Raw genomic sequence first — 26,744 nt, 5'->3', positions numbered from 1 at the left:
GGAACGCGCATGGCTCGCTCGCTGGGCACTCTGACGCTCGACCTCATAGCAAAAATCGGCGGCTTTACCGGGCCAATGGACAAGGCCGGTGAATCCGCCAAAAAGTCGATGGGCCAGATCGAAAGTAGTGCCAAGAATGCTAGCCAGTCGGTTACCAATTCGCTGAAAACCATCGGGGTGGCTGCTGTTGGCTACCTGGGTACGCAGCAGATCGTTCAGTACGCCGAAACCTGGACCTCCGTCCAAAACAGGTTGAAGCAAGTCACTGGTACTCAGCAGGAGCTGGCTGTAGCCACGCAGGCGGTGTTCGACGTTGCTCAGCGGTCAACCTCTGCGCTCGAGCCTACCGCCGAGCTGTACCAGCGGATTGCGTCCAGCACCAAGGTGCTGGGTGTCTCACAGACTGAAGCAATCCGGGTGACCGAATCGATCAGCAAAGCCATGTCGGCATCAGGTGTTTCTGCTGAGTCCGCCTCAGCTGCTTTGGTCCAGTTAGGCCAGGCCTTTGCCTCGGGTGTGCTTCGCGGTGAAGAGCTGAACTCTGTGATGGAGCAAGCACCCGCTCTGGCGAATGCTATTGCGGCAGGCATGGGTGTCACGGTTGGCGAGCTGCGCACCCTGGGTGCAGCAGGCACGCTCACATCCAAGGCAGTATTTAACGCGATTCTTGGGCAAACGGAGGCAATCGACGCGGCGTTTGCTAAAGCACAGACCACTATTGCGCATGCTTTCACGACCGTTCAAAACTCAGTGACCCGCACTGTCGGGACCATGGATCAGTTGACGGGCGTTTCGGTGGAGGCGGCTGGCGCATTGGTCAGTATTTCCAAATCGCTTGATACGGCCAACATCGAAAAAATCGTATCTGTACTGGGGGTCGGCTTAGTTGGTGCCCTTGGTCGAGTTGCCGCCGGCTTTGCAAATACAGCCATCGCTGCCGGCATGAACGTCCTCGCGATGGGTGAAGTTGCAGCCGCCAACGCTGTAGCCACGGCGGCTGCCGTGCGTAAAGCTGAGGTGGATCTAGTCACCGCAAAAAACGCAGTGACCAACGCTCGCCTAAATCTTGCGCTGGCTACCAGCGTGAATGACATAGCCATTGCTGAGAGGCTGCTTGATGCGGCCAAGGCCAAGGCACTCGCGGCGAGTGCTGCACTTTCTGGGGCACGAGGAGCTGAAGCGACTGCGGCAACGCTCTCCGCATCCGCTACAACTGCTTACGGCTTTGCTCTGCGGGCAGCAAGCGCAGCTGGCGCCGGCTTAGTACGTGCCGGCTCGGGATTGCTCGCGCTGCTTGGGGGGCCAGTCGGGCTGGCATTCATTGCAGGAGCTGTTGCGCTTTCGTTCGTTGATTTCAGCAGCAAATCGGACAAGCTGAAGGGGGACCTGAGCAGCCTGGGTACCGCTGTCGATCAAGTACGGCTTGAGTTCAATAAGTTAAATGCGGACCAGCAGCAAAATCAGGTGAATGTCTGGCGCGACAAGCAGCTGGGCGCCACGATGGCCGTGGATAACGCCTATGCCGATCTAAAGACGTCCGTCCAAAGTGGGCTTGTCGACATTTCCAACATTGAAATGGTCGATCTGGCAAAAGTCGCCGATCAGGTTCGCAGCTACGATGCCTTTATTGGAAAGCTGGATGAGGCGAAAGCGAATGGCGAAGCGTTGGGGCCAATCCTTCGCGAAGCAGCCTCCAGTGGGCAGATCAGTCCGGCACAGCTGAAAAGTTGGGAAACGCAAGCGAGCGTCGTGGCAGACGCGGACGTTGTATTGCGCCAAGTTAACGATAGGTTGGCACTTCAGAGCGATATTTTAGCCCGCAACACGGCCGAGGCAAATGCCAATAATATCGCCAAAGCTGGCTTTACTGGGGCCGGGCAAAAGTATCTCGATACGCTGACAAAACAGCTCGGAAGCCTGCAAGACAATGGCGATGCGGTGAAAGAGGCGAACCGCTACATCGCAGAACATGCCGATCTTTCCGAGACTGACCGTGTTGCCATTGTGTCGGCTGCGACGGCTGTCAAATCGCAGGTCGCCGCCAATAAGCTGCTGATAAGCAGTCAGCGCGAAAGCAACAAAGAAATTTCGGCGGCCGCTGCGGCTGCGCAAAAATTGCTGACCGCTTTCGAAAACTCGGCGGAGGGATATGAGCGAGAAATTGAGCTGATCAACACCACCACCGATAAGCGAAAAAAGGCGAGTGAAGTCTCTCAGCTGGCCTTCGAAATTGAGTCGGGAAAGTTGGTTGGGATCAATGCTGAGCAGCAGGAGCGACTTAAAGGGCTCGCTGCCGAGCTGGACATCAAGAAGCAGTTAAAGCAAACCAACGAGGACGCCGCCAAAGTTGCAGCGTTTGCGGCCGCGCAGGACATTGCCTACCAGACCCAGAAAAACGGTTTCGACCTGGAGCTGGCTGGGGCGGGCATGGGTGACAAGGTCAGGGATCGACTGAAGCAAGACCTTGCGATTCGTCAACAATATGCGCAGGACATTAAAGACCTGCAAGAACAGCAGAACAGCGGTGCCATATCAGATGATGTTTACGCTAAAGAGACGGACTTGCTTAGCGAAAACCTCGATAAGCGCATGGAGCTGCAAGAAAAATACTATGAGCGTCAGGACCAAGCACAGAACGATTGGCTTGATGGCGTTTCTGAGGCGTGGGCGAACTATGCCGATACGGCGAGTGATTACGCGCAAATCGTAAACGATCAGGTATCAAGTCAGCTCGATACCCTGCAAGGCAGTTTTGGCGATGCCATTTCAGCAATGATTCTTGAGAACCAGAGCCTTGGCGATTCGTTCCGGAACATCGTCGACAGCATGGTGACTTCGCTGGTCAAAGGCTTGGCCGACATGATTGCGCAATGGCTAATCCATCAAGCCATAAAACTGGTTATTGGTGGAGTTGGTGATACCGCGGCCATCGCCAGTGCAGGCATTACAGGTACTGCAATCGCTACGGCGTACGCGCCTGCTGCCGCCGCCGCTTCGCTCGCGTCCTTCGGTGGCAACTCTGTTCCAGCCATTGCCGGTATTTTGGCAACCAACGCCGTTGCCAAAGGCGCTGCACTCTCGGGTATGGCGCACGACGGTATCGACTCTGTACCGCAAGACGGCACCTGGCTCCTGCAAAAGGGCGAGCGCGTCACAACTGCCCAGACCAGCGCAAAGCTGGACAAAACCCTTGCGGGTATCGAGTCATCAGGTGGCCAGGGCAACAGCGGGCGCCAATCAGTAGTCAACCAAACCATCAACGTCCAGGGTCGTGTAGACCGCCGCACCTCTACACAGCTCAACAATGACGCTGCCCGCAAACAACGTATCGCTCAAGCGAGGCTTGGCTGATGTTCAACGAAACCAGGCTGTTGGACTGCGTCTCTTACGGGTCGCAGTTCGGGCAGGAATTCAAAACACGCATCACCCAGTTGCGTAATGGGCGTGAGCGCCGTAATGCGGATTGGGCTCTGCCATTGGGCAGATACAGCGTGACCTACCAGGCGCTAAAGCCTGAGGACCATCTATTGGTTCGCGGCGCACACATGGCCTGTATGGGAAGTCTGATTGCATTCCGGTTCAAGGATTGGACGGATTATCTCGGCGAACATGAGTTGATTGGGGAGGGCACCGGTGTTGCACAGACCCTTGCCCTGTCGAAGTCTTATGCCTTTGGTCCCATCAGCTTTGCCCGTCCGATTACCAAACCGGTGGCCGGGACGATCGTTATTTATGAGGGTGGCCAGCCGGTAGCAGCCAGTGTCAATTACACGACCGGCATGGTCACCGTCACGGCCCCACCGGGTTCGCCGATCACCTGGTCAGGCGAGTTTGATGTTCCGGTTCGCTTTGAATCTGACCGTCTCGACTGCGACCCCATCGCCCGATTCAGCAATGGGTATGTGCTGACCGCAGATGTTGACCTTGTGGAGGATCGCCAGTGAGAACTATTCCAACAGCCTTACGCGCTCACTTGCAGCAACCCGTCACCACGACCTGCCGCATCCTTCGCTTCATCTTGGCTGACGGCCGCATCTTTGGCCTGACCTCGCTTGACCGGGATGTTGTGTACCAGGGCGTCACCTATTCATCGGTCAACGGCTTTGACTCGAGCGTGATCGCCACGGACGCCGGACTGAGCGTCGATAACTCGGAAGGCTATGCGCTGCTGTCGGCAGATGCCTTGGGCATTACTCTTGAAATAGTGGTCTCTGGCCAGCTCGACAATGCCCAGTGGGAAATGCTGCTGATCAATTATCGCGACCTGAACATGGGTCACATGATCATTGATGCGGGCGACACCGGGGAGGTTACGACCCAGAGTGGTGTGGCTTACATGCCTGAGCTGCTCAGTTATGCGATGCGCTTGCGCCAGGCAATCGGGCATGTGGACAGTCGGACCTGCCGGGCAACTTTCGGCACTCCGGCCAACACACAGACCGGCTGCGGCGTGAATGCCGAGGTGCTATGGATGTCGGCGGCTGTGACGGGCATGGGTGATGAACCACGCCGAGTATTTGCAGACAGCGCGCTCCTGCTGAACCCTTCGCCGATCCCTGGCCGCATCCGCTGGACTGGCGGCCGCAATGCCAGTGCCAGCCGCTTGTATCAGATCGAGGCGTACAGCTCGGTGTCTGGAACTATTGGCCTACTTGAGCCGCTTCCGTTCGACGTGCAGGTCGGCGACACCTTCGACATCCGCCGCGACTGCCCCAAAAACCCTACGGCGTGCACTGCCTTCGGCAACTTCATCAACTACAAGGGCGAGCCACTGATTCCGATTGGTGACGGCGTCCCTCTGTTAACACCGGGTGGCCAGATAGCAGGCGGTTTCGTTGGTTCGCAGGTGGTCGAATGACGCCCGCCGAGCTTCGCGTTGCCGAGGCCCGCAGCTACATCGGCGTGAAATGGCGCCATCGTGGCCGCAAGTCCTGGTCGCTGGACTGCATCGGTCTGGTGATTCGCGCGGTGGCCGCCGGCGGGCTCCAGATGGTCGACCGGCAGAACTACGGCCGTGAGCCGTGGAATGACGGCTTGCGGCAAGAGATGCGCGACCAGCTTGGCGAGCCAGTAGAGGCATGGCAACCGGGCGATATCGCGCTGATCAGTTGGGATGGCGGCGCCGAGCCTTCACACGTCGGCGTCATTGGTGATTACCCAGGCGGACTGTCCCTGATTCACTCCTACAGCCTGGTTGCGGTCTGCGAGCACCGGATCGACGAGGCCTGGAACAAACGCATCATTGAGGTTTATCGACCATGAGCCTCAGCGCAACGCTCTTTGGCCGCGACAGCGCGATATTCAAGGCCACCAACATCCTCGGCCTGGGCATTCCAGGCTGGCTGGACAGGAAGTTCGGTGCCAAGCCACTGCAAGGTGCATCGCTGGGTGAGATGGCATCGCAGACCAGCAAGGAAGGGGTGGCCCGTCCGATCATATGGGGCATCGTCCGGCCCATCGGTGGCAACATAATTGCCACCTCCGAGCCGATCATTCGTCAGATCGAGTCCGAAACAGACAGCGGCGGGAAGGGCGGGGGTAGCAAGAGTAAAAAGACGATGGTCAATGCGGTCTATCGCACCTACGCAATTCGTATCTGTGAGGGGCCAATCACCGGCATACGCCGTGTCTGGCGCAACACGAAGCTGGTGTACGACGGGCGCGGCAATGCCTGGGGCGCGACCAATAATGGTGTGTTCCTGACCAAGGCCACTTTCTACCTGGGCGGCTGGGATCAGCTTCCATCGCCGGCGCTGCAATCGATCTTCGGCGTAGCTGCGGTCACGGCTCACCGTGGTACCTGCTACATGACGATGAGTGACGAAGACCTGACCGACCTGGGCGGTGCAATTCCGCAGTTCATTTTCGAGGTTGAGCGCGCCGAGGGCATGCCGCTTACATCGCGTATTTATCCGATTGAGGATATCCAGGCAGTCCAGGAAAACGGTACGGTTGGTTTGCGCGGGGCACCATTTATCAATCGGGTTGAGGGTGTCGATTCGGGCGAATCATTAGTCACGGGTTCGATGCGTTCAATGCTTCAAACGTATCGAAACTATGCGCCTGAGGGCACCCAGCTTATCGCTGAAACATTGATACGCGCCGAACTGCGTTCAATACTTAAAGCGTATCCGAATTATGCGCCAGAAGCTGTAAATGATAGCGGTGTACTTGTTAGTGGCACGCTGACTCGAACGCTTATACGTTACGCAAATTATGCGCCAGAAGCTATCGTCACTGGCGAATCTATACAGCGTGGGAGTTTAGGCTGATGTGTGTAGTTAAACTAAATACAGAGCAGGCTGTTGAGGGTTGGTTTTCTGTCGAGAAATTTAAAGTCGATAGTAATGGAAATGAGATTGAAGGTTCACGCCACAAGCCTGTTCCAGATTTCAGGAATCTTATCACCAACGCTGGGCTAGATAGGATGGGCGCATACGCTGACTGGCTATGGTATTGTCAAGTTGGCAGCGGGTCTACTATTGCCAACGTATCCGACACAACACTAGCGGCCCGTGTTGGAAGTGCTAGCGGCCCCACCCCTGTACAGGCCATGCAATCAACAGCGCCGTACTACATCAGCGCAACAACGACATACCGATTTGCAATTGGTACGGCTGTCGGCAACTTGTCGGAAGTTGGCGTTGGCTGGGCTGAAACCGGGTCGCTATTTAGTCGTGCACTTATCGTCGATGGTTCGGGTGTCCCGACAACGATAACCGTATTGCCTGACGAAATTCTGGATGTAACGTATCAATTCCGTTGCTACGCGCCTACTGCTGATGTGATGGGCACTATCGTATTGCGCGGCGTTACCCATACATGGACTTCACGCGCAGCAATGGTTACATCAATGAACATATACCAGGGTTGGTATATGCCGCGCGGTGCTTGGCTTATGAGTAACCCTGGTGTGCATCAGGCTACAGACGGAACAATTGGCCCTGTTACTGGCGCGCCTACCGGCGACGTGACAGCCGCATCATCTATCTCAGATGCCGCGTATTCATCAGGGAGCTACGCACGTGAAGGGACGTTAACGTTTGGTTTGAACCAAGCGAACTACGCTACTGGCATCGGTGCAATAATTACTGTGCATGGTATTGGTGTTAGTCAAATTTCGTTTTCGCCTCAGATTATGAAAACTAGTGAAGACGTATTGACGCTAGTTGTCAAACACTCATGGGCAAGGAAAACCCTGTAATGATGCCCGATAACGTGCTTTCGTCTCAGACAGTGCGCGGCAATATAGTGGGCGCCCGTGCGCTCGCTGTAACACCTATCGTCGATTATGAGGACGGTGGCGTAGCGCTTAACGACTCGACCCGTGGCAATCAGTACCAAATCTGGCAGGCGCTGCTAATCAAGGATCAAGTGCTTGTAAGCGCGCCAAACACGCCAGAATTCGTGATGTTTGCGGGGCCTGGCCTGACGGAAATTAGCCTGACGTTCGATCAGAACATGCGCCCGGTGCTGGCGTTCGTGCAGGGCGGTGTCGCACGTTATCGCTGGTATGACCCAACTGTTGGCGCGCAGATTGTTACCGACCTCCCGGCAGGCTCAATCACGCCAAAGGTCATTCTCGACGACAAGCGCCAAACCCAGACCAGCAGCTGCGACGTGATCCTCGCCTATGTGCGCGGCGGGGGGTTGTACTACCGCCAACAGCGCGACCGCTACCAGATTGAACGACTACTCACTGACGGCGTAACCACCAGCCTGCTGCGGATTGGCTTTAGTGATCAGTTGCGTCTTCAATTCATGATGGAGGTTGCCCGATGAGTCTGCCTCCTGAGTGGACAAGGCCGGGCCTTGGCCTGGCTCCGCTGGAAGCAAGTTGGGCCGTTTCATCCATTGTTGCCGAGATCTGCCAGCGCGCAGGTATTCCGCCCGCCAAGATCGATTTGGCGGGCCTCGGCGGGATGTGCGACGGGTTCAGCATGACCAGCGAATATGGGGCCTTCACCGGGCTTGAAAACCTCGGTAATGTCTTTCTGTTCGATGCGGCCAACTGGGATGGAGCGCTGCATTTCGTGCCTCGCGGGCGCCCGGTGATTGCCACGATTGAAATTGGCGACCTGATCGACGACGGTGAAGACATCCAGAAGCTGACCCGGCGTGATGCTATCGATATCCCGCGAGTGCTCAGCCTGCAGTACTTCGACATCGACGGCGGCCTTCAGGCTGATATACAGACCAGCGACCGCAGTTTGGACAGCCGGTCGAAGTCAGAGGCGCAATCAGAAACAACCGTGCTCATGCGTGCTGACGACGCTGCTCGTTCGGTGGTGGTGACGCACAAGGTCACCATTGAAGAGCAGCGCGGCGAGTACGCATTCAGCTTGCCGGATTCATGGTGCTGGTTGTCAGTAGCGGACACCATCATGCTTGACGGCGAGCGCCTGCGGATCACCTCAGTGGAAATCGACGAGGGATTCCAGAAGTACAAATGCTCGTTCGACCGAGCCAGCGCATACATCTCAAGCGTTATCGGTATTCCTGCAGCACCACAGGCTGAGCCGCCGACACTGGTGGTGGGCGACACAGTGTTGCAATTCATCGACAGCCACATCCTGCGTGATTCTGATGACTGTCTCGGCTACTACGTGGCTGTATCTGGCACTTCCCCTGCGTGGGATGGCGCCGTCATTGAGCTGTCGCTTGATGGTGGGGCGAACTACATCGACCGTTCCAGCGGCAGCATACGGGCGACCATGGGCTCGCTCACTGCTCCAGTTGGTGATCACAGCCGCCCGGTTACTTCCGATCTGCAAAACACTGTCAGCGTGAAACTGCTGCGCGATGACGTCGACCTGCAAAGCACCAACCTGGCCGGGATGATGAATCGTCTGAATCTGGCATTGGTCGGCAACGAAATCATCAACTTTGCCGAGGCCGACGAAACCAGCCCTGGTACCTGGGACTTGAGCAACCTGCTGCGCGGGCGTAAGGGTTCGCCCGTCTCTGCGCACCCTGTAGGCGAACGGTTCGTGATGCTTCAGCGCAATCGTCTGTTCTTCATCGATGCCGAGATGTTCAGCCTCAACCGTGCGCTGACCTTCCGCGTCACCACCAACGGTGGATCGGCTGGAATCGTCTCGACCCACACCTTCACCGGAATGTCCCAGGCCGAGCAGGCTCCGGCCTATCTCACTGCGCACCGAGTGGGCAGCAATATTGTGATCACATGGCAGGGAATCGGAAGAGTCGGGGGCGGGGCAAACGTGGCCATGGGTACGTTCTTCAAGGGCTTTCAGGTGACGATTAACGGCGTAACCCAAACAACTATCGCAAGGACTCTCACCATTCCAGATCCAGGCGGCAGCGTGATCATCAGCGTTGCGCAAATCAATCAACTGACCGGCACCGGTCCCGCAACGGCGCTCACCCTATGAATACGATAAGCAACGCGATCCCCTTTGTGCCAGAGAACACCATAGATCCAGCGGCCGGGATCAATAACGCCCTGATTGCTATCGACGTGCTGTTGCAACTGGCTTTCGTAAGCGTCGGCTTGAACGCGCCTGCAGTGTCACCTGCTGACGGTGCACGCTATGCAGTCGGTACGGCGCCAACGGGTCTGTGGGCGGGTAAGGCGGGCATGATCGCAAGCTGGACGGCGGCACCTGGTTTTTGGACTTTTCAGGCGGCCCGGTACGGCTACAACTTGGCAGACTCAACCCTGTATGTGCGGAACGGTAACCTATGGGCGCCGTTAGCCGCTGCGGGCTTGAGCAACCCAATGACTGCACCGGCCGACCTGATTATTGGCGGCGTTGCTGGCGCACCTATGCGACTTGCTGCGGGTGTAACCGGGCAAGTCTTGACGCGCACAGCTAAAGGCCTGGAGTGGGCAGCACCTTCAACGTACGGAACAGTTGTGATCGAGGCAGCCACGGCGCGAACCTTGATCCTTGCGGATGCTGGCACATACCTGCGAATGACTGGTGCAGCCCCTGCGATCACGGTGCCTCTGCAGGCAACTATTGCGTGGGTCGACAACACCGAGATAACGATACGTCACGCAGGTGCGGGAACGCTGACGTTGGCGCCCGCATCGGGTGTAACGCTCAATACCCCTAATGGCGGCACGCTGACCATGGCAGCGGCTATGACCGTCACGCTCAAGCGTGTAGCGATCAACGTTTGGGACGTACTCGGCCAGACGGTGGCCGCATGATTGCTGGGAAATACGCGAGGTTGGCGGGGCAGTCTCGTCCACATCTACAGGCGCTACACCAGCCTGCTGGGCAACGTGATGTGCAAGCAACACCACTCAACAATCTCGAACAGAAGTGTATGGCAACGTAAGTAGTACCTGGATTGGTAACGTCAGAGACCAGTAACAACGCTGACAGCAGCACAGTTTAAGTCGAACACCGCCCCCGCCACTGAGCGGGTTTTTTTCGCCTGGAGAAAAGTGATGACTGCAACAGATCGCGACAGAGACGTGGTGGCCCGAACACTTTGGGGTGAAGCGCGCGGGGAGGGCTTCGCCGGAATGATCGCCGTGGCCTGGTCTATCCGCAACAGAGTGGATACCGACCTGCACAATGACGGCAAGCCCGACTGGTGGGGCGAAGGCTATATCGGCGTCTGCCAAGCCCCGTGGCAGTTCAGCTGCTGGAACAAAAACGACCCGAACTATCCATTCCTGATCGGCGCGAAGCCGATCCCTTCTGGTGAGTTTGCGACTTGCCAGAGTGCGGCGGCGACGGTGATCGATGGTACGGCGCCAGATCCAACTGGCGGTGCGACTCACTACTACGCCACGACCATGCCCAAGGCCCCAGCGTGGGCGTCGAAGGCCAAGCAGACCCTGAAGCTGGGGCATCATATTTTCTTTAAGGATGTGCCATGAGCTGCCTATCCAGAGTGCTGCGATCCAGCGCCGATTATGGCCTGATGTTCTGGTGCCCAGGCTGCGATGGCGCGCATCGCATCCAGCATGGTGCCGGATCTGGCCCGCGCTGGGGTTGGAATGGAAACGCTGAGAAACCAACCTTCACGCCGTCGATTCTGGTGAGCTATCCAGCCAACCCGGATGCGGGGGAAGAGTTCAAGGAGTGGCGCACCGCCCGGATATGTCATTCGTTCGTGACTGACGGCCGCATCCAGTTTTTTGGCGATTGCACGCACGGCCTGGCTGGCCAGACCGTGGATATTCCTGATTGGGACGAGGAGGGGCTATGACGGACTCCGCGTGGAAGTTGATCGGACTGGGCTTGGCCATCGCACTGCTGCTGGCGCTGGGTGCCGGTTGCGGAGCATGGCTGGCATCAGGACATTATCGACCGCTGCTCGACACCGCTGAGACAGATCTAGCCTCGGCCAAGACCGTCAATGGCAACCTGCTAGCGCTTACCACTGAGCAGGGGCTGGCGCTTGGTGGGTTGGTGCAGGCGGGCGAGAAACGACAGGAGGCCGCCAAAATAGCAGTGGCTACGGCGAAGGAAGAGGCGAAGCCTGACTATGCTGCGGCAAACACGATTCAGCAGGGACATACAGGCGGTGACCCGGCCATGGCTGCGGCGTCGATCATTGATCAGGAACTAGGGTTATGAGACTGCTGCTGATGGGGGTGGTGTTTTTGCTGGCGGGATGCGCTGGGCAGGAACCCGAAATACGCACTGTGCGAGTGGAGGTTCCAGTGCAGGTTCCGTGCAAGGCACCAATCATTGCGGCGCCGGTGTTCGCTGCGGCTGGCTTGAAGAAAGCGGATTCGCTCGAGGTGAAGGTGAGGGCGCTGCTGGCTGAGCGTCGGCAGCATATCGGTTACGAAAAGGAGTTAGTCGCGGCGGTGAGCGCTTGCCAGTAAAGCTCGACTTCTACGACTGAATGTTAATTTTTTCGTAAGCGTCTACCCAACATACCTTGCGTGGTTATCCCCAAGTAACTCGGTACTCTCGTCACTGAAAACAACGAAACTTTCACATCTATCCGACAGAGGCCAGACAACTGGGTGCTTACTCTGGGCGCTGCCATAGGTTGATATCGAGGAGGGTAAGCAAAGCAGTCCTGAGAGCGGGGACTCGAAGGGTAACGTTGACGTAATCGCAATGACTAAAAACGCACGTGAGATCCATTCATTCAGGAGTTACCTATGTCCATCGGATCCGTATCAGCTTCAAATCCAGTGACTATCAACGGGCTAAGTTCTGCCCAAAGTCAGCCTCAGGCGAAAGCAAATCAGGCAACGGCCTCTACCACAGCCAGTAATGTCGCAGCAGCGCTGAAAGAAGCTACTGAGACTGCCGCGCAAACCGCTCAAGAGGCGGGGCATGGTGATCGTCAGGCACAGCGTTTGATGCAAAAGCAGAACCATCAACCCGCAAACACGGCAGCCCCGACGGCTGGTGTTGTGAATGGTAACGGGCAGATAACCGGCGAGACCATAAACACTAAAGCGTAATCTCCCGGATGCACTGCAAAAGGCTGGCGAACCCTGTGCGAGCAAGGTTTTCCAGTTGCATTCAACGCACAGTAATACGCCACTTCTGCTACGTGCTTGAGACTTCCTGGACCTAAGCCTGATAGTCGTACGCGTCCGGGCATCCGGTCTTGCGCAACTAAACCGGTTGTCATCTATGCGGCAGCAGTTAGGCAAGGGTGATGGCGTCCGCTTAAAAATACGCCTGCACAATCGTCCTTAATGCTGGGGGCCGGTAGGTGTATTCCCCGGACGGATACCGAAAAATTAGCATTTAGCCCGTGCGGGTGCGCTTCCTGTTGATCTTTACGCCGTTACACCTGATGTAAAGCTGGTCGTTCGGACCGAACCCCGTTATGGGGGATTCCGCCTTTCGTCAAGCGTGAGTCATTGTCAACTTGCGCAAAATCGAAGGATCTGAAAATTCACCGTGTACTTTCGTTAGGCTTCGATCGTTCAGCTTGTTCTTTCTTATGGTTCTTCATATCCAGGCGGACACCCCAGGCAAGTATGGCCACTCCGAAAATAGCGACGAGGATGATTTGTGCGGCAGGCATAGTGATATTCCATGAAAAGTTCTATTGATTACATGGTCATCAGCTACGAACAAGTCCGATAGGATTACAGAATGTTTCTCATTTTACGGGAGGAAGTTGTGAGGCCGGTCTTAGGTTCTGAGCATTGGTGGGGTACGAGCGCTTGTCGATATGAGATTGTGTCCGGTCGGCAGGACGCCGGGGGAGGGATTGCGCAAAACCTCCGCTATAGGCCACGGTTTACCGTTTGCATAAGCACACAAAAGCGGATAATTTGTCACTCTGAATATGGTATTTATTCCTTATTAAACAATATGTTATGCGTATTTAATCCCAGTATGGAGGCTAGGGCTCGAGTGTTCGAATCACTTAGTCATCTATGTCCAGCCAGCTCAGTGCGAAGCGTTGAACCGGAATGCGGAGATAGCCACCGTCAGGAAGAGCAATCCGGTCGGGCCGGAGCCGCTCAACCCGTTGCTCGATGTCAGGCTGTCAGGAATGGCTACCGGTGGATTCGCGCTGAGTTGGGTAATGGCACTGACTTGCCCACCCGTTAGCATTCGACCTGACCAGCCTTTTGCATCGGACTTGACCGGCAGAAGTCGACTCATAGCTGCTCGTTATGGTTTCCAGGATATTAGAGACGCTTCACAATCCAGCACAAAAGCTTCACGTTTTACCTCTCCTGAATTCATAGAATAACTGCAACGCTTGAAACGAGAGGCAGAGAGCCAGCCACCGGTAGAATCCAGGCTCTCACACCAAAGGATTCAAGCGCAGATGACCACGCCTTACCGGCAGCTGACTCATGGCCAACGTTACCAGATTGAAGCGGGTCTGAGGGCTAAAGAGAGCCAAGCAAACATTGCTAAACAGGTGGGCGTGCACCCTTCGACGATTAGTCGTGAGGTTCGCCGCAACCGTTCTGAAAATGTTTACGAGGCGGTTTCGGCGACCCATGAAAGTGATGTCCGGCGCGCTGGGGCTCGGAAGTTTTGCAAACCGGTTACCTGGTTGAGTCATCACCTTGCGATATGGCTCAACCATGGAATGAGCCCAGAGCAGATTTGTCATCGGCTCAAGCAAGAGCGACCAGATCAGGCGGTCAGTCATGAGTGGATTTATCGGTTTATTGCCACCGACAAACAGGGCGGCGGCGAGCTTTATACGCATCTGCGGCACCGTCGAAAGCGTTACCGTAAACGCTATGGAAGCCACGACCGGCGGGGACAGTTGCGAAATCGGGTGTCGATCACTGAACGTCCTGCTGAGGTCGAAACTCGAGAACGGCTGGGCGACTGGGAAGGTGACACAGTGCATGGGGTGGGCGGTAATTTGGTCACTCTGGTTGAGCGTAAAAGCGGCTATCTGAGCGCTTACCCGGTCAAGCGCTCAGATAGCCGCCAAGTCACTCGGGCGATCAATTTACAGTTCAATGGGCATGTGGTGCATACGTTGACGCTGGACAACGGCAAGGAGTTTGCCGGCCATGAGCGCATCGCGAACAAGAGCCGTTGCCAGGTCTATTTTGCCGACCCGTATTCGTCCTGCCAGCGCGGCACGAATGAAAATACCAACGGTTTACTCCGCCAGTATTTTCCCAAAGGCAGTGACTTCAGCAAGCTGACGGTTGCTGCTGTAAACCGTGTGGTCGCGCAGATAAATTTACGCCCTCGCAAACGCCTGGGCTGGAAGACACCGTATGAAGTCTATGCGGGGGTGAGCGTTGCACTTATGTGTTGAATTCAGGTCTTTTAAAACAGACCGAAACACATAATCCGCTCTTCTTCATCTCATCCGAAAAACTCAATCGGATGTGCGCCCCCGCACGATCGGCTATCGCCTTTACAATCGATAAACCCAGCCCGGAGCCTGCTTCATCGGTTCCCAAACTTCGGTAGAACGGATCGAACACCAGCATTTGTTCTTCCGCGCTGATGCCTGGGCCTGAGTCCTTGACTTGAAGGATCACTGTTTCCTGCGCCAACTCTACCGTCAGGTCGACTCGTCCGCCAACGGAGGTATAACGGATAGCATTATCCACCAGATTCTTGACCAGGATTAACAGATCCATTGCGTTGATATTGACCTGTACGTCTTCGATGCTTTCAACACCGATATCGATGCGCTTGCGCTCTGCCAGCGGCAGTAAGTCCTCTAGTACCCGTCGATAGACTTCATGGACTGAAACTGATGTCTGTGATCGATCCGAGCTTGATTGTGCTGCCGCCAGGGCCAGCAGTTGATCGATCAGTTTTCTGCTGCGTTCAATTCCCCGAGACAATGGCAAAAAACGTTCATAGGCCGCCGCCGACATTTCTATGGCCGACAGTCGCTCGGCTTGTAGTGACAGGGCCGTCATCGGGGAACGCAGTTCGTGGGCTGCATCGGCGATGAAGCGACGCTGGGCTTCCATGGACTGCGCAACGCGCGTCAACAATCGATTGATGGCCACGACGAAAGGTCGGATCTCGGTTGGCAGGTGGTTATCGTCGATAGGATGCAACGCCTGTTCGTCGCGCTGATCGATTTCGTCCGAGAGGGTTGCTATGGGACGGAACAGTTTGCGTACCAGATCGCTCACCACCAGCAACAGCACCGGAAACAGAATGAGAAACGGCAACAGACTACGCCAAGCGCTCTTTCGCGCCTCTTTTTCACGCACGTCAGCTTCTTGGGCGACAACGATGCGTTCGCCACCGACCATTGTTCTAACCAGCACGCGAAAATTTTCGCCTGCCACGCTCAAGGTCGACAAGCCATCGGCTAGTCTTACCGGGAAGGGTAACGGTGTTGTTGCGTCATCACTTCCGGTCGCTTTACTGCTGTCGGTCAGGTATTGGACGATAACCCTGGACTCTTCGTCGTCGCCAACTACCTGTTCAACCACAGGATAGTGGAAGGTCATCTTTTGCCGATCAAAAAGGATGGCCACTTGACGCAAGGTCTCGTCCTGCATTTCGTGCGTCTCGTTAATCGCAGAGACAAAAGCGAAAAAACCTGCCAGTACCGCCACGATCAGGATGGCTAGCGACAGCGTTACAGACAAATGCATCTGTACCGAATCATTCAAGCGCTTTTTGAAACCATCCATCCCATTCCCCTGACATTCTTGATGACATGGCTCCCCAGTTTCCGCCGCAGTGCATGAATCAGAAACTCCACCGCATTGCTTTCCACTTCATTACCCCAGCCGTAAATACGGTCTTCCAGCTCGCTGCGCGAGAGAATGGCACCAGGTCGTATTAATAGGGCCTGTAACAGGGCGAACTCGCGGCTGGAGAGTTGAATGTCGGGGATTTCGGCAGTAGCCGCTTGTTTGGATAGCAAATCCAGCGACACTACACCGTTGTCCAGCACTGACTGGGCACTGCCGCCTTTGCGGCGTAAAACGGCGCGGATGCGTGCCAGTAACTCCGCCATGGCGAAGGGTTTGAGCAGGAAGTCGTCTGCGCCGCCGTCGAGGCCGCGCAGGCGATCATCGAGTCCATCCCTTGCGGTGATGATCAGCAACGGCACCGGGTTGTTGCGTCCACGAATGCCATCGAGCACATCGAGCCCGTCTTTGCCGGGCAAGCCGAGATCCAGCAGCACCATGTCATAAGCTTGTGTTTCCAGTGCTGCAAGGGCGGTGAGTCCGTTTTTTACCCAGTCTGCGGCGTAGCTAGCATCGTTCAGCGCGCCTTGAATGGCATCCCCAATCATCGGGTCATCTTCGACCAGCAATATCCGCATTTATCACTCCAGAAAAAGGCGCGCCGATCATGACCGTCGCGCCTGTATTGAAGCATCTGGGTCGGCGTTTGTCCGTCGCCGGATCAACGCAATGTGCGGCTGTCGGTCACTGCTTCACCTTCATGGAGTCGAAGGCTTTCAACAGATCATCCATCGAAGCCTTGCAACAGCCCTGTTTCGGTGTGCTGGCGCGCAGGGCGTCGAGTGCCCGGTCAATGGCTTTGTCCAGCACATGCCAGTCACTTGCAGCCCGGGGTTTGATGCCAGCTTCGGCGGAGTCCCAGGACGTTTCTAGATCCTTGATGCGGGTTTTCGCCCCCGGCAGGTCGTTTTTATCGACGAGCGCGGCAACATCAGCGGCGATGGTGCGGAACTCAGACAGATCACCCAGTTTTGAACCTGGCTGGGCGGATGCGCTCGCCGATGTGGTCGGCGTGCCAGCACTAGGTTTGTCGGCAGGTTTCGAGCAGCCGGTGGCGATGCTGAGCAAAAAGATCGACGAGACGATGGCAACGTGGCGAATGACATTTTGAAGTGGACGCATGACGATTCCTTGATTGGCTTTTTGACAGGTTATTGATTGACGGGTTTACGGTTGCCAACACTGATTTGCGCGGCCGCGACCAAAAGAACAATGACGCACAGGAAGATGGCACTCGTCCAAGCGGCTCCCATGCCGAGGCCACCATAAGTTTTAGCTTGGGTCAGCAAATCACCGAGAGAGGCGCCAAATGGACGGGTCAGGATGTATGCCATCCAAAAGGTCAGCACCACATTGCCGCCTAAGCGCCAAGCCAGCAGAGTCGTGGCGATAAGCGCACCGAAAATCACGACGCCAAGGGTGAAACCCAGGCCCAGCGCTTCGGTGGCCAGGTCGCCCGCTGCTGTGCCGAGTGCAAAGGTGCAAAGCACGGTTGTCCAGTAGAAAAGCTCCCTTCGCGGGGTGACGATTTCGCGGATCGACAGGTTGTGCTCCACCCGGTACCAGACCAGGAAATTGATCGTCAGCAGAATGGCAAAGACCGCCGTGCTGGTGTACAGGCTGATGTCGAGCATGTCGGTCATGATGTCCGTGATTTGTGTCCCGACGATGCTTACCAGCACCACGGTTAACCAGTAGATCCGGGGTGAATAGGCCTTGGTACGTAGTTGAAAACACAACGCGAGCGCTAGCAAGACGGCCATGCCGATGCTCGTCCAACCAGCGCCCAAACTGGCATCCACGGCCAGAAAGTCCGCGCCGGTTTCACCCACCGTCGTGGACAGAATCTTGATCACCCAGAATGACAGCGTCACTTCGGGTACTTTGTTGAGCCATCCGGATTTTTCGGGATTCATGTGCGGGTAGCCTCTCCTGAGCGGCGCTGAACTTGCGCAGGGGAGAAGATACTTAGCGAAACTTAGCTGAGGCTGAGGGACGGCAATACGATTGCCGCGGTTCCTTTGCCGGGTAGATCGCTGAAGGCATTACTCCGGATTTGGGAACGTTACATATTACTTCCGCAGCCTATTCTGGAGGCTGGCATGCGCAATTGTCTGAATCGGAACCGATCGGCAGTTTTGTACCGATCATGGCTACGAAGCGTGTTGGTCAAATCCGAAGCAATCGTTGGTCAGATCAAATGCAAACACGGGAATCAAGTGGAGTGCAATTTCGCACTGAGTAGCGTGGAAGAGATCGACTGCTTTCTTTATGCGCAGTCGTGGTATTGCAAGCCGCGTGATTGAGATTGTGTTCGGTCGACAGGACGCCGGAGAGGTTGGGCCAGTTTCTGGGCCAATGGTGCCAAGTCCTTTTTGACCGCTCAATCTGCGCTAAAGTCTGTGAGTATTTTGTGAAAAGGATGTCGTGGATACGAAAAAGCCCGGCGCTGGGCCGGGCTGTACGCTGGCCTGTTAAGCGGCATTATTCGGCGTGCCGAGAGCTTTCTTGTATTCGGCTTTCATCGCTTCCATTTGCTCGCCCAGCGCATCCAGTGTCGCTTCGCCGAGCAGCTTTTTCGCCTGAGGAAACATCTCGGTTTCCTCCTCCTCAATGTGATGCTCAATCAACTCCTTAACGAACTTTGTGCGACCCGCAAACTCAGGTCTGTCGCTTTGAGGTCGGGAAGTACCAGAGAGTCGACAGTGCGGTGTTCTTCCTTGGCCTCGTAATACATTTCCTCCTGTTCCTTACCACCTGCTTCCTTGAAGGCGGGATATAAGATCTCTTCTTCCAGCTTGGTGTGGATGGTGATTTCCATTTCGAGCTTGGCTACCAGGCAGGTCAGTACGTTTTTTTTGGGACCGATCAGTCGACTCGCTCAATTGGGCGAGGATGTCCTTTACTCGTACGTGGTCAGCTTTTAAAAGATCGATGGCATTCATTTTGGTTGCCTCATCTATCTCGGAATGACGTGGGACGGTCGTCGCCGTCACTGCTTTGTTTCCTAGGTAGAAATGCATTAGCTGTGCCAATCAAAAATTTAAGCAATCAGCTTTACTATCAATACATTAGACATTTACTACGTCGGCAACGTTCCGAGCAGTAGCACACTTCCTCCCAGCAGCGAGCCCATTTCTTCCGCCACGTGAAGGGGAGGCCGCAGATCACGCAAGTTTTGACTGGGAGTTCACTCTTTTTCAAAATGACTCATCTCCATCTAATTTGGCGAGCAATGACTGGCCACGTTGCCAAAGCGCCTGCTGTTTGAATTCAGGCATCCGGTCGAGGTTTTTATAAATCATGCTCATGCGTTGGTTGCCGCGCAGACGGTCGCCGTGACGCATCAGGAAGTGCCAATAGAGCGAGTTGAAGGGGCAAGCGTCGTCAGTGGTGCTTTCGCTCACCTTGTAAGCGCAGCCACGGCAATAGTCAGACATCCGCTTGATGTACTGGCCACTCGCACAGTAAGGCTTAGAGCCCAGGTAACCGCCATCGGCGTGCATGACCATGCCCAGTGTGTTGGGTAGCTCCACCCAGTCGAAGGCGTCCATGTAGATCGCCAGATACCACTCGCATATTTGACTCGGTATGATGCCCGCGAGCAGGGCGAAATTGCCGGTCACCATCAGCCGTTGGATATGGTGAGCATAGGCATGCTCGAGGCTTTGGCTGATAGCTTGGCGCATGCAATTCATCTTGGTCTCGCCTGTCCAGTAGAACTCTGGAAGCGACCTTGTGTTACCGAACACATTGCCATTGGCGTAGTCAGGCATCTTCAGCCAGTAGACGCCCCGGACATATTCCCGCCAGCCGATTAGTTGGCGAATAAAGCCTTCGGCAGCATTGAGTGCAATGCTGCCCGACCAGTACGCTGACTCCACATCGCTGCAAAGCTGACGAAGATCCAGTAGGCCAATATTGAGTGCAGCGCTTATACGGGCATGAAACAGAAAGGGCTCGTCGCTGGCCATGGCGTCTTGATAGTCGCCGAAAGCTGCCATGCCCCAGTCGAGGAAGTAATCCCATAGGGCCTGAGCTTCCGCATGGGTTACCGGGTAGTCGAACGTGTCGAGGGTGCCATAGTGGCTGGTGAAGTGTCTTGCCACCAACGCAAGCACATCCTGGGTGATTGCGTCGGGCGTGAAGCGGGCAGGCGAAGGCGGCCTAACTCCCCTTGGTAATGCCTTGCGGTTTTCTGTATCAAAGTTCCAAGCGCCCCCGACCGGACTGCCGTCGCCATTGAGTAATAACCTGCTCTTGCGCCGCATCTCTCTGTAAAAGAATTCCATGCGCAGCTGCTTTTTGCCTTTCGCCCAGTTAGAGAACTCGGTGCGCGTGCAGAGAAAGCGAGTATCGGAATGCCATTCGATCGCTAAGCCGCAGTCCTTGATTGATTGCTCCAAACGCCAGTCGCCGCATTCAGTCATGTGTAGCTCATCTGGCTGTAGGAGTGCCTGCCAGCGGCGTAACTCGCTCGGCACCGATCCGCTATTTTGCTGATCATCAAGGGTGACGTATTGAACTCGGATTCCACGCTGCTGCAGAGCCTCGGCGAAATGGCGCATAGCACTGAAGATCAGGGTGATTTTTTGCGGATGATGTGGGACATGGCTAGCTTCTTCCATCACCTCGACCATGAGCACCGTATCGCTCTCCTTATCCAGACCCTGCAGTGAGGCAAGGTCGAAAGATAATTGGTCGCCCAAGACGAGGCATAGCTGGCGAGTCGTATTCATCAAACAGAATCCAGTTGAGGTGAGCGTAAAGGCCCAGGGACTTCCTAGCTTTAATCCACAGAACGTATTGTGAGAAGGGAAGTTGCGAATTATTGTACAAATAAAAAATAATGTACAAGTTTTTTATATCGCCTTTGCTGGAAAACGCCAGCGGTCTTTTCAGATTGGATGCGCAAGCCGCTAGCTCCAAACGGTTTTATTGCGATGGATCAGGATCGCCAACGCTGATGGAAAGTCCCTAGATGCTTTCTCGATCTTGAGCGAAGGTCACCTTCTCGCCCTAATCGATCAACGCCATAATGATGGAGCCTCAAGGCTAGTTGGTTTTCGTAGAGTTTGAGAGCAGGGGCGGGAGCAGGTCAGAGTTCGGCATTGGTGTTCCTCGGTGGAGTGAACAGCACAGCAGTTGGTGTGTTTGGTGGGGATTGTGTTCGGTCGGCAGGACGCCGGAGTAGGGGCTACTACTGTATGAAAATACAACGCTAAGTTATTGATTCTTATAGTGTGTATTGGGGCTTTTTTGGTAGCTAATAAAGTAGATATTTTCTTTTACATTCAATAGGATAGGCTTTAATAGAAGTCACCTTGACATGATGGTGGCTCAAACAATTTCGGCGCCTTTCGCGAAGGCGCCGAAATGATGCACCTACTTACCTTTCGGCGGTGCATTCCCACGTCCGCCACCAGATTTATTCCCTGTTGTGCTGGGCAGATTTGGAACCGGAGCGCTCTTCGGCGCGCTTCCCGTTCCTTTTCCTCCCGATCCACTCTTTGTTCCGCCAGATTTCGTCATGATCTTCTCCTGGGCATGAACACATATGAGTCGTAACCATAGCCGCCAATCAATAGTTGCGCGGTGTCCGGTCGGCTAGAAGCCTGAAGAATAGGTGCGCAAAACCTCCGCTGCAGGCCACGAGTTTACGTTTGCATAAGCACAAAAAAACGGATGTTTTGCCACCCTTAAAAGGGGTGGTATCCGTTTTAATTCAATAGGTTAGCTCGCTACCGTCCCCAGCATGGGGTGCTAGGGGTCGAGTGTTCGAATCACTCCGTCCCGACCATATAATTCAATGACTTAGCCCAGTCTGAAAAGATTGGGCTTTTTCATTTTTGCGATTTTTGCTTTTTGGTAGTGAATTGGTAGTGAATTGAGATTTGCTGACTCTCTGGCGTTCCCCCATCATTTAAGTGGGGGTATTTCACTATGCTGAGATTGAGTCCTCCAGTAGCGGGCCATCGCCTCCGCCATATTTGTACCTAAAGGCCCCATTTTATGGGGCCTTTTTGCTTTCTGTTGTTTCTGTTCCCCCATATGTTCCCCCGCTCTCTTTTTGCGTGATTTTACTCTACGGCCTTTTAAGGGGCATGGATGCAGCAGTGTGAGCGCTAGGTCTAGAAAATCATAATGGTGGATGATGACATGCCCGCTCTAGCACCCTGAGGCGTTACGGCTGCGCTCAGTCAGTACGCTATCGTCGTCATGTCGCAATCACTGTATTGAATCGCCATCGATACCGAATAGGGGTCAGTGCCGATGCAAGGTTGGCCCTTCCTGCCAGCTCAAAACAGACTCTCCAGGGATACACCGTGGCTTTCACGAGCGGCCCCAGGAGGAGCAGTTGGGCGGCCTGCCCAAGGAGGCGTTCAGCCTGACTCTAATCAGCCCTCGCCCTGGCGGGATGCTTCTTTATAAATAAGTTCATGACTCCATCTGCCCCTGTAGTTACATAGACCCTAAAGCTGCCGGGTGGGTTTTGTGTGGCTATCTGGGCGCCCTGGAGTGCTCCGCCTGTCTTGATGTGAGATGAGACATTCTTATTAGGCTGCGCCTCTAGATTTTCACTGGCAGGATGTTTGATTATTGGGCTGGCGCTATCGCTTACGAGCGTCGAGCTGGGCTTTGGCTTTGCTTCTGGGGTCTGTTGACGGGTGGCTGGCTTCTGGCCAGTCAAGTCCGCCTGGTGCTTTAGTGTGCTGCGCGTGGTTTTGGGCTCTGCCTCTTTCGCTACTTGGCGGTTGGCATTGCTTCCTTTTATGGGGCGATCAAGGAGCCCTGAGCGTCGAAGCCTAATCTCACCTGTTATATCTGCGCCAACTTCGGCCATTGTTTGCTTGCGTAGCTCTTCTATCCTGCGCTGCTGATCCTCGGTGATGCTCTCTGTCGAGATTGAGGCATCTTCCAGCAGAATCTCAGATTGACACAGTTGCGCCACACTGACGTGCAGCAACTCCTTTAGAGTCCCGTTGATCTGTCTGTAGTGGGCAGTGACGTTTCTGGAGCGGCTCAGCAGTTCTTTGTGCGTCTTTTTTACCTCGTTGAGCTTCTCCTCAAACCTTACATGAGCATCCTGCTCCATAGAGATCAACCTGCTGAGCATGTCGGCTGCAGTGATCTTGTTCTTCTTGGCGAGCCATACCAGATCTTTTTTTACATCGATTTTGAGCTTGAAGGCATAGGTCTTTCGGTCTTTATCTGAAGCGCTGCATTTTACCTGCCGCCATGCGCCTCTCATCTGGCCAATGATCAATATGCCCTCTTTTGAATCCTCCAGTCTCTCGCCGATCCGAAGGAGCTGATCGATCGTTGAGGAGCGATGTTGCTGGTCTATTTCGTCTTTCCCTTGCAGATATTTGTGAGCCCATTTCTGCTGCTTGTGATCATTGCTATCAAGCCATGTAAGTCCAAGCGACCTCCGACTCATACCCAAACCCCCTCCCCAAATTTTTAGCGTCATTTTGTGAAACTATAGCTCCTTATTCATCACGTTACTTCATCACGTTTATCGTCACGTTTCAGCATCATGACTAAGTATTGAAAACAGGCTGTATTTATTGCGATAAAATAGCCATATTCTGTCCTGGGCCTATGGAGGATTGGCGTGTTTCTATCTGCATTGTTTTATGAAGTGAAAGGGCTTGAGCCAGAGGATAAATATTTCCTGGTGCGCTTCATTCAGCACTTCGGAAGAGAAGAGCCGGTGGAGCTTGGTGTGAAGGCTTTGGCGAAGCAGTTTGGGCTCTCTGATCGCCATGTGACTGCGTCGCTAAAAGAGTTGGATAAGCGCGGCGTGATGACCTTTTTATCCACTCCTGCGGGTAAGGGGCGACCAAAAAGGAGCTACCAACTCACGGATGACTTTCACAACAAACTCAATAAAGCATCCGCGCAGCCAGCCACGGACCATGAGGAAGCTGTCAGCAGGCTGCTGAAGCACGAAAATAGGAAGGCTGCCCAAGCAAGCGAAAAAGCCGAGGAGCATAATGAGGGTGTGGATCTGGCGGCCGACGCACGGAGGAAAAGACAGCCCGGCCGGTTGAGTATCGTGAATAGCCTGTTGCTGAGCGTGCTGTTGTGTCGCGCTGACCGTCTAGGGGTGGTCAGTGGCCTGGGCTTTTCAGCTCTATGCAAGATCACGGGGCTCAGTAAAGAACGATTGAAGAATAGAGTGCTGTGCCTGATTGACCTGGGCCTGATAAGAACCTATGTGCCCGGTGCAACCAGCTCGGTTCTTTTCGAAAAAATGAAAAGCATCTACTTCCTCAATCTGAACCATCCAGAGCTATCAGGCGGGGACAATGCCACTTCAGTTTTGGTTTGCACGACGAGACTTGATTTTCCCACTAGAGCGCAGCATGCGGATACGATCCGTAGGAATACTCGTCAAAATCCCACGACACATCAGAATTATCCATACGGAGAGGTTCTTAGCCTCTGTAAGGACCAGCAACCCTCGTTCTTTCATTTTTTACAGGTCATGTTGGAGAAGTACGCCGCTCATCTGCTCTCCAAATATTGGTCTGTGCTTGTTAACTGCCCTTCTAGTCAGTGGATTGATGATCAAGAGCTACAGGCGCGGATTCGTAATGACTTTCGGCCTCCGGCTCGGCTCTCAGACTCTGGTGATGATTGTCTGAAAGTATTCGGCAGAGACCGGTGCGGCATTTTAGTCGATGAGCTCTATCATGGTGCTTATAGCTTGGCGATCTGGATTACTGAGCTATTTGACCAAGTATCAGGGGTTCCGTTTGGGGCAATGGATTTCGTCATCATCCCTAGACTTTTGAGGTCTGGTTATTTTCTTCTCACATTGCTTGCCTTGCCCCGCTCGTCAGATGGCTGGCGTGGCGGCGTAGTCATTGAGCCGAATGCTGACAATAGGGTGGAGCCGCAGTTCTTTCCCTGCGAGTCCGATATTCCCCTTGAGGATCGATACCGATTTGGCTTGCTGACCCGGCCAGGCAGCAAAGTGAAGAACCCGTAGGTATTTTCTTACAGGCCACCCGAATCCTCTGAACGGAATACAGAGGAGCCAGTTCATGAGGTTAATTCGCCTGAAAGACGTCAAGCACGCCACCGGCCTAGGTCGGTCCACGATCTACAAGTACATCGAAGAAGGGGGCTTTCCGAAGTCAGTGTCATTGGGTGAGAGAGCTGTAGCGTGGGTTGAAAGCGAAGTGATGGGCTGGGTCATGGCCCGAATCGAGGCGCGTGATGCTCACGAGGGAAGCGCTGCGTGATTCGCAGGCATCCGGAGTGAGCTTTGGATGCGCGCTCCCGGCAGTCTCAATAGGCCATGACTGGGGCTTCCCCGGTCATGGCCTATATGCCACATCAGCCGGCTGCCATGGTGGCATCTCAGACAACACCCTCGGTCGACTCATAGCAAAAAGTCTCGATAGGCAGGGCTCTATCGCTTTCCATTGCCCGGCTTCTCCGGGCAGTACCTCCCTTGACAAAGCTGGTTTTATTGATATAGGCATAGGCATATCTACAGTCAACTATAGCCATATCCAATAAGCTACCCCCTTTCAATAGTCTCAAGCAGAGAACGTCTCAGCAGTTAAAACACACTCACTAAGTATCTGGTGTGCATCCAACCAACCAGGTACTCAATCATGTACTCATTCAACACTACCGTTTTCGCCAGCTTCTCCCAGTCTCAAGCCTCGATCAGGATCGAACGACTCGTTCAGTCCATTGAGCGTACTGACAAGCCGGCTTTCGAGATCATCCAAACTCAATCTGGATACGAACGTGTACAACGGACCAGGATTTCCAAATACGTCGACTCCATGCAGCAGATGTTCGATCTCTTCGATGATCGTCACCCCTACGGCTATAGCGAGCACCTGCAAGCCTTCTGGGAAGCCTGTCAGGACATTGGCTTGGAGCGTAGTCCTGCTGGAGTGACCTGCCTGAATGTGCAAGGGACGGCCTATCTGGATTTCTATCATGCCATGAACGTACTGGTTGCTCGGATTCGTCAGCTAATCAGCAGCAAGAGGTACAAGCGCAAGGCGGATGACCGCCGCTACGAGGCTAGTCGCAAGCAAGCCACGCTCAGCGAGTACGTCAGCCAGGTGCTTGATCGTTACTCACGCACGGTGGTCGTCCGTGTTGATCTGCATTATCGAGCGATGGCTTGGCCACGCTTGCGCATTGAGCATGTGTTCAATGACTTGGATAAGCTCATTCGTGCGCGGGAGCGTAATCCCATCTTCGAGCATGAGACAGGCTATATCTGCTCAGTTGAGCACGGAGAGGATAAAGGCTTTCATATCCATGCAGCCTTCTTCTTCAACGGTGCTGGGGTACGCAGCGATTTTGCTAAAGCGAGAAAGATTGGCGAGTTGTGGGAGCAGATCACTTGTGGCCTGGGTTACTTCTTCAGCTGCAACGATGACAAGGACAGATATGGTGACGAGCTCGGAATCGGGGTGATCAAGCGAGCTGACAGCGAGGCATGTCGAAAGGTCATCAATGCCGTGAGTTACCTGACCAAGGACAACCAATATCTGCGCATGAAGCCTGTTGGGGCGAGAGCCTACCGCACTGGTCGTATTCACAGAGCAACGGTTTGAAAAGTCTACGGATCAGCACC

Annotated in this window: 26 protein-coding genes and 1 pseudogene; 18 read left to right on the top strand and 9 right to left on the bottom strand. The window is 54.7% G+C overall.

Going from position 1 to position 26,744, the window contains the following annotated elements; translation table 11 throughout:
- Positions 1-9: 9 nt before the first annotated feature.
- The 14 genes from ACVBEG_RS14850 (at position 10) to ACVBEG_RS14785 (ending at position 12,412) form a co-directional block, all read left to right on the top strand.
- Entirely contained in the window at positions 10-3,351 is a 3,342-nt protein-coding gene (locus ACVBEG_RS14850; protein WP_322180592.1) for a phage tail tape measure protein, read from the top strand.
- Positions 3,351-3,944, top strand: coding sequence for a DUF2460 domain-containing protein (locus ACVBEG_RS14845; RefSeq protein WP_322180590.1), 594 nt, complete (start codon positions 3,351-3,353; stop codon positions 3,942-3,944). The genes ACVBEG_RS14850 and ACVBEG_RS14845 overlap by 1 nt, the downstream gene beginning before the upstream one ends.
- Complete coding sequence (locus tag ACVBEG_RS14840) at positions 3,941-4,858, top strand: DUF2163 domain-containing protein (RefSeq protein ID WP_322180588.1); 918 nt, start codon at positions 3,941-3,943, stop codon at positions 4,856-4,858. The genes ACVBEG_RS14845 and ACVBEG_RS14840 overlap by 4 nt, the downstream gene beginning before the upstream one ends.
- The gene (locus tag ACVBEG_RS14835) at positions 4,855-5,262 is read left to right on the top strand and encodes an NlpC/P60 family protein (protein ID WP_447107947.1); all 408 of its coding nucleotides are present in this window, start codon (positions 4,855-4,857) and stop codon (positions 5,260-5,262) included. Before ACVBEG_RS14840 ends, ACVBEG_RS14835 begins: the two co-directional genes overlap by 4 nt.
- Positions 5,259-6,272, top strand: a complete 1,014-nt coding sequence (locus tag ACVBEG_RS14830; protein ID WP_322180583.1) for a hypothetical protein — start codon at positions 5,259-5,261, stop codon at positions 6,270-6,272. The genes ACVBEG_RS14835 and ACVBEG_RS14830 overlap by 4 nt, the downstream gene beginning before the upstream one ends.
- Positions 6,272-7,204 (top strand): hypothetical protein, encoded by a 933-nt coding sequence (locus ACVBEG_RS14825; protein WP_322180581.1) that lies wholly within the window; start codon positions 6,272-6,274, stop codon positions 7,202-7,204. The genes ACVBEG_RS14830 and ACVBEG_RS14825 overlap by 1 nt, the downstream gene beginning before the upstream one ends.
- Positions 7,204-7,782 (top strand): hypothetical protein, encoded by a 579-nt coding sequence (locus ACVBEG_RS14820; RefSeq protein ID WP_322180579.1) that lies wholly within the window; start codon positions 7,204-7,206, stop codon positions 7,780-7,782. Before ACVBEG_RS14825 ends, ACVBEG_RS14820 begins: the two co-directional genes overlap by 1 nt.
- Positions 7,779-9,395 carry a phage tail protein gene (locus tag ACVBEG_RS14815; protein ID WP_447107946.1) on the top strand — a complete coding sequence of 539 codons (1,617 nt, stop codon included), beginning with the start codon at positions 7,779-7,781 and terminating at the stop codon, positions 9,393-9,395. The genes ACVBEG_RS14820 and ACVBEG_RS14815 overlap by 4 nt, the downstream gene beginning before the upstream one ends.
- A complete protein-coding gene (locus ACVBEG_RS14810; protein WP_322180575.1) occupies positions 9,392-10,180 on the top strand; it encodes a DUF2793 domain-containing protein in 789 nt (262 codons plus the stop codon). Before ACVBEG_RS14815 ends, ACVBEG_RS14810 begins: the two co-directional genes overlap by 4 nt.
- 243 nt (positions 10,181-10,423) lie before the next feature.
- Positions 10,424-10,861 (top strand): cell wall hydrolase, encoded by a 438-nt coding sequence (locus tag ACVBEG_RS14805; RefSeq protein WP_322180573.1) that lies wholly within the window; start codon positions 10,424-10,426, stop codon positions 10,859-10,861.
- Positions 10,858-11,193, top strand: a complete 336-nt coding sequence (locus tag ACVBEG_RS14800) for a DUF6527 family protein (RefSeq protein ID WP_447107945.1) — start codon at positions 10,858-10,860, stop codon at positions 11,191-11,193. Before ACVBEG_RS14805 ends, ACVBEG_RS14800 begins: the two co-directional genes overlap by 4 nt.
- Positions 11,190-11,564 (top strand): hypothetical protein, encoded by a 375-nt coding sequence (locus ACVBEG_RS14795; protein ID WP_322180569.1) that lies wholly within the window; start codon positions 11,190-11,192, stop codon positions 11,562-11,564. Before ACVBEG_RS14800 ends, ACVBEG_RS14795 begins: the two co-directional genes overlap by 4 nt.
- Positions 11,561-11,818 carry a hypothetical protein gene (locus ACVBEG_RS14790; RefSeq protein WP_322180567.1) on the top strand — a complete coding sequence of 86 codons (258 nt, stop codon included), beginning with the start codon at positions 11,561-11,563 and terminating at the stop codon, positions 11,816-11,818. Before ACVBEG_RS14795 ends, ACVBEG_RS14790 begins: the two co-directional genes overlap by 4 nt.
- A gap of 285 nt (positions 11,819-12,103) precedes the next feature.
- Positions 12,104-12,412, top strand: coding sequence for a hypothetical protein (locus ACVBEG_RS14785; RefSeq protein ID WP_447107944.1), 309 nt, complete (start codon positions 12,104-12,106; stop codon positions 12,410-12,412).
- Between the two features lie 946 nt (positions 12,413-13,358).
- On the opposite strand, the gene ACVBEG_RS14780 is transcribed toward ACVBEG_RS14785, so the two are convergent.
- Positions 13,359-13,577 carry a hypothetical protein gene (locus ACVBEG_RS14780; protein WP_322180563.1) on the bottom strand — a complete coding sequence of 73 codons (219 nt, stop codon included), beginning with the start codon at positions 13,575-13,577 and terminating at the stop codon, positions 13,359-13,361.
- Positions 13,578-13,746: 169 nt separating this feature from the next.
- On the opposite strand from ACVBEG_RS14780, the gene ACVBEG_RS14775 reads away from it, so the two are divergent.
- Entirely contained in the window at positions 13,747-14,709 is a 963-nt protein-coding gene (locus ACVBEG_RS14775; RefSeq protein ID WP_322178783.1) for an IS30 family transposase, read from the top strand.
- On the opposite strand, the gene ACVBEG_RS14770 is transcribed toward ACVBEG_RS14775, so the two are convergent.
- From ACVBEG_RS14770 to ACVBEG_RS14735, 8 genes and pseudogenes are all read right to left on the bottom strand, one after another.
- Positions 14,699-16,060, bottom strand: coding sequence for an ATP-binding protein (locus ACVBEG_RS14770; RefSeq protein WP_322180560.1), 1,362 nt, complete (start codon positions 16,058-16,060; stop codon positions 14,699-14,701). The genes ACVBEG_RS14775 and ACVBEG_RS14770 overlap by 11 nt on opposite strands.
- Positions 16,036-16,701, bottom strand: coding sequence for a response regulator (locus ACVBEG_RS14765; protein ID WP_322180558.1), 666 nt, complete (start codon positions 16,699-16,701; stop codon positions 16,036-16,038). The genes ACVBEG_RS14770 and ACVBEG_RS14765 overlap by 25 nt, the downstream gene beginning before the upstream one ends.
- 106 nt (positions 16,702-16,807) lie before the next feature.
- A complete protein-coding gene (locus ACVBEG_RS14760) occupies positions 16,808-17,245 on the bottom strand; it encodes a hypothetical protein (RefSeq protein ID WP_447107943.1) in 438 nt (145 codons plus the stop codon).
- A gap of 29 nt (positions 17,246-17,274) precedes the next feature.
- Complete coding sequence (locus tag ACVBEG_RS14755; protein WP_447107942.1) at positions 17,275-18,039, bottom strand: COG4705 family protein; 765 nt, start codon at positions 18,037-18,039, stop codon at positions 17,275-17,277.
- A gap of 558 nt (positions 18,040-18,597) precedes the next feature.
- Positions 18,598-19,068 (bottom strand): annotated as a pseudogene (locus ACVBEG_RS14750) (hemerythrin domain-containing protein).
- A gap of 118 nt (positions 19,069-19,186) precedes the next feature.
- Positions 19,187-19,327, bottom strand: coding sequence for a DUF2256 domain-containing protein (locus ACVBEG_RS14745; protein WP_443690643.1), 141 nt, complete (start codon positions 19,325-19,327; stop codon positions 19,187-19,189).
- Positions 19,324-20,862 carry a cryptochrome/photolyase family protein gene (locus ACVBEG_RS14740; RefSeq protein ID WP_322180550.1) on the bottom strand — a complete coding sequence of 513 codons (1,539 nt, stop codon included), beginning with the start codon at positions 20,860-20,862 and terminating at the stop codon, positions 19,324-19,326. Before ACVBEG_RS14740 ends, ACVBEG_RS14745 begins: the two co-directional genes overlap by 4 nt.
- A 1,655-nt stretch (positions 20,863-22,517) precedes the next feature.
- Positions 22,518-23,597, bottom strand: a complete 1,080-nt coding sequence (locus tag ACVBEG_RS14735) for a hypothetical protein (protein ID WP_322178689.1) — start codon at positions 23,595-23,597, stop codon at positions 22,518-22,520.
- A gap of 144 nt (positions 23,598-23,741) precedes the next feature.
- Between ACVBEG_RS14735 and ACVBEG_RS14730 the strand changes: the two genes are divergently transcribed.
- The 3 genes from ACVBEG_RS14730 to ACVBEG_RS14720 all read left to right on the top strand — a co-directional run bounded on the left by ACVBEG_RS14730 (position 23,742) and on the right by ACVBEG_RS14720 (position 26,724).
- Positions 23,742-25,124, top strand: a complete 1,383-nt coding sequence (locus ACVBEG_RS14730; protein WP_322178690.1) for a hypothetical protein — start codon at positions 23,742-23,744, stop codon at positions 25,122-25,124.
- A 55-nt stretch (positions 25,125-25,179) separates the two neighbouring features.
- Complete coding sequence (locus ACVBEG_RS14725) at positions 25,180-25,380, top strand: AlpA family transcriptional regulator (protein WP_322178691.1); 201 nt, start codon at positions 25,180-25,182, stop codon at positions 25,378-25,380.
- A 378-nt stretch (positions 25,381-25,758) separates the two neighbouring features.
- Positions 25,759-26,724, top strand: a complete 966-nt coding sequence (locus ACVBEG_RS14720) for a YagK/YfjJ domain-containing protein (RefSeq protein ID WP_322178692.1) — start codon at positions 25,759-25,761, stop codon at positions 26,722-26,724.
- Positions 26,725-26,744: the final 20 nt, after the last annotated feature.

This window comes from Pseudomonas sp. GG8 (assembly GCF_052976945.1).
The sequence above is the reverse complement of the archived record's forward strand: the minus strand, read 5'-3'. Positions and strand labels throughout refer to the sequence as shown.

What these genes read in the sequence shown, in the direction of transcription:
- ACVBEG_RS14785 (WP_447107944.1), top strand. Translation starts at nt 12,104, where the DNA reads ATGTCCATCGGATCCGTATCAGCTTCAAATCCAGTGACTATCAACGGG.
- ACVBEG_RS14795 (WP_322180569.1), top strand. Translation starts at nt 11,190, where the DNA reads ATGACGGACTCCGCGTGGAAGTTGATCGGACTGGGCTTGGCCATCGCA.
- ACVBEG_RS14805 (WP_322180573.1), top strand. Translation starts at nt 10,424, where the DNA reads ATGACTGCAACAGATCGCGACAGAGACGTGGTGGCCCGAACACTTTGG.
- ACVBEG_RS14830 (WP_322180583.1), top strand. Translation starts at nt 5,259, where the DNA reads ATGAGCCTCAGCGCAACGCTCTTTGGCCGCGACAGCGCGATATTCAAG.
- ACVBEG_RS14770 (WP_322180560.1), bottom strand. Translation starts at nt 16,060, where the DNA reads ATGGATGGTTTCAAAAAGCGCTTGAATGATTCGGTACAGATGCATTTG.
- ACVBEG_RS14760 (WP_447107943.1), bottom strand. Translation starts at nt 17,245, where the DNA reads ATGCGTCCACTTCAAAATGTCATTCGCCACGTTGCCATCGTCTCGTCG.
- ACVBEG_RS14845 (WP_322180590.1), top strand. Translation starts at nt 3,351, where the DNA reads ATGTTCAACGAAACCAGGCTGTTGGACTGCGTCTCTTACGGGTCGCAG.
- ACVBEG_RS14755 (WP_447107942.1), bottom strand. Translation starts at nt 18,039, where the DNA reads ATGAATCCCGAAAAATCCGGATGGCTCAACAAAGTACCCGAAGTGACG.
- ACVBEG_RS14815 (WP_447107946.1), top strand. Translation starts at nt 7,779, where the DNA reads ATGAGTCTGCCTCCTGAGTGGACAAGGCCGGGCCTTGGCCTGGCTCCG.
- ACVBEG_RS14810 (WP_322180575.1), top strand. Translation starts at nt 9,392, where the DNA reads ATGAATACGATAAGCAACGCGATCCCCTTTGTGCCAGAGAACACCATA.
- ACVBEG_RS14800 (WP_447107945.1), top strand. Translation starts at nt 10,858, where the DNA reads ATGAGCTGCCTATCCAGAGTGCTGCGATCCAGCGCCGATTATGGCCTG.
- ACVBEG_RS14725 (WP_322178691.1), top strand. Translation starts at nt 25,180, where the DNA reads ATGAGGTTAATTCGCCTGAAAGACGTCAAGCACGCCACCGGCCTAGGT.
- ACVBEG_RS14835 (WP_447107947.1), top strand. Translation starts at nt 4,855, where the DNA reads ATGACGCCCGCCGAGCTTCGCGTTGCCGAGGCCCGCAGCTACATCGGC.
- ACVBEG_RS14765 (WP_322180558.1), bottom strand. Translation starts at nt 16,701, where the DNA reads ATGCGGATATTGCTGGTCGAAGATGACCCGATGATTGGGGATGCCATT.
- ACVBEG_RS14820 (WP_322180579.1), top strand. Translation starts at nt 7,204, where the DNA reads ATGATGCCCGATAACGTGCTTTCGTCTCAGACAGTGCGCGGCAATATA.
- ACVBEG_RS14720 (WP_322178692.1), top strand. Translation starts at nt 25,759, where the DNA reads ATGTACTCATTCAACACTACCGTTTTCGCCAGCTTCTCCCAGTCTCAA.
- ACVBEG_RS14790 (WP_322180567.1), top strand. Translation starts at nt 11,561, where the DNA reads ATGAGACTGCTGCTGATGGGGGTGGTGTTTTTGCTGGCGGGATGCGCT.
- ACVBEG_RS14850 (WP_322180592.1), top strand. Translation starts at nt 10, where the DNA reads ATGGCTCGCTCGCTGGGCACTCTGACGCTCGACCTCATAGCAAAAATC.
- ACVBEG_RS14735 (WP_322178689.1), bottom strand. Translation starts at nt 23,597, where the DNA reads ATGACGCTAAAAATTTGGGGAGGGGGTTTGGGTATGAGTCGGAGGTCG.
- ACVBEG_RS14740 (WP_322180550.1), bottom strand. Translation starts at nt 20,862, where the DNA reads ATGAATACGACTCGCCAGCTATGCCTCGTCTTGGGCGACCAATTATCT.
- ACVBEG_RS14825 (WP_322180581.1), top strand. Translation starts at nt 6,272, where the DNA reads ATGTGTGTAGTTAAACTAAATACAGAGCAGGCTGTTGAGGGTTGGTTT.
- ACVBEG_RS14780 (WP_322180563.1), bottom strand. Translation starts at nt 13,577, where the DNA reads ATGAGTCGACTTCTGCCGGTCAAGTCCGATGCAAAAGGCTGGTCAGGT.
- ACVBEG_RS14775 (WP_322178783.1), top strand. Translation starts at nt 13,747, where the DNA reads ATGACCACGCCTTACCGGCAGCTGACTCATGGCCAACGTTACCAGATT.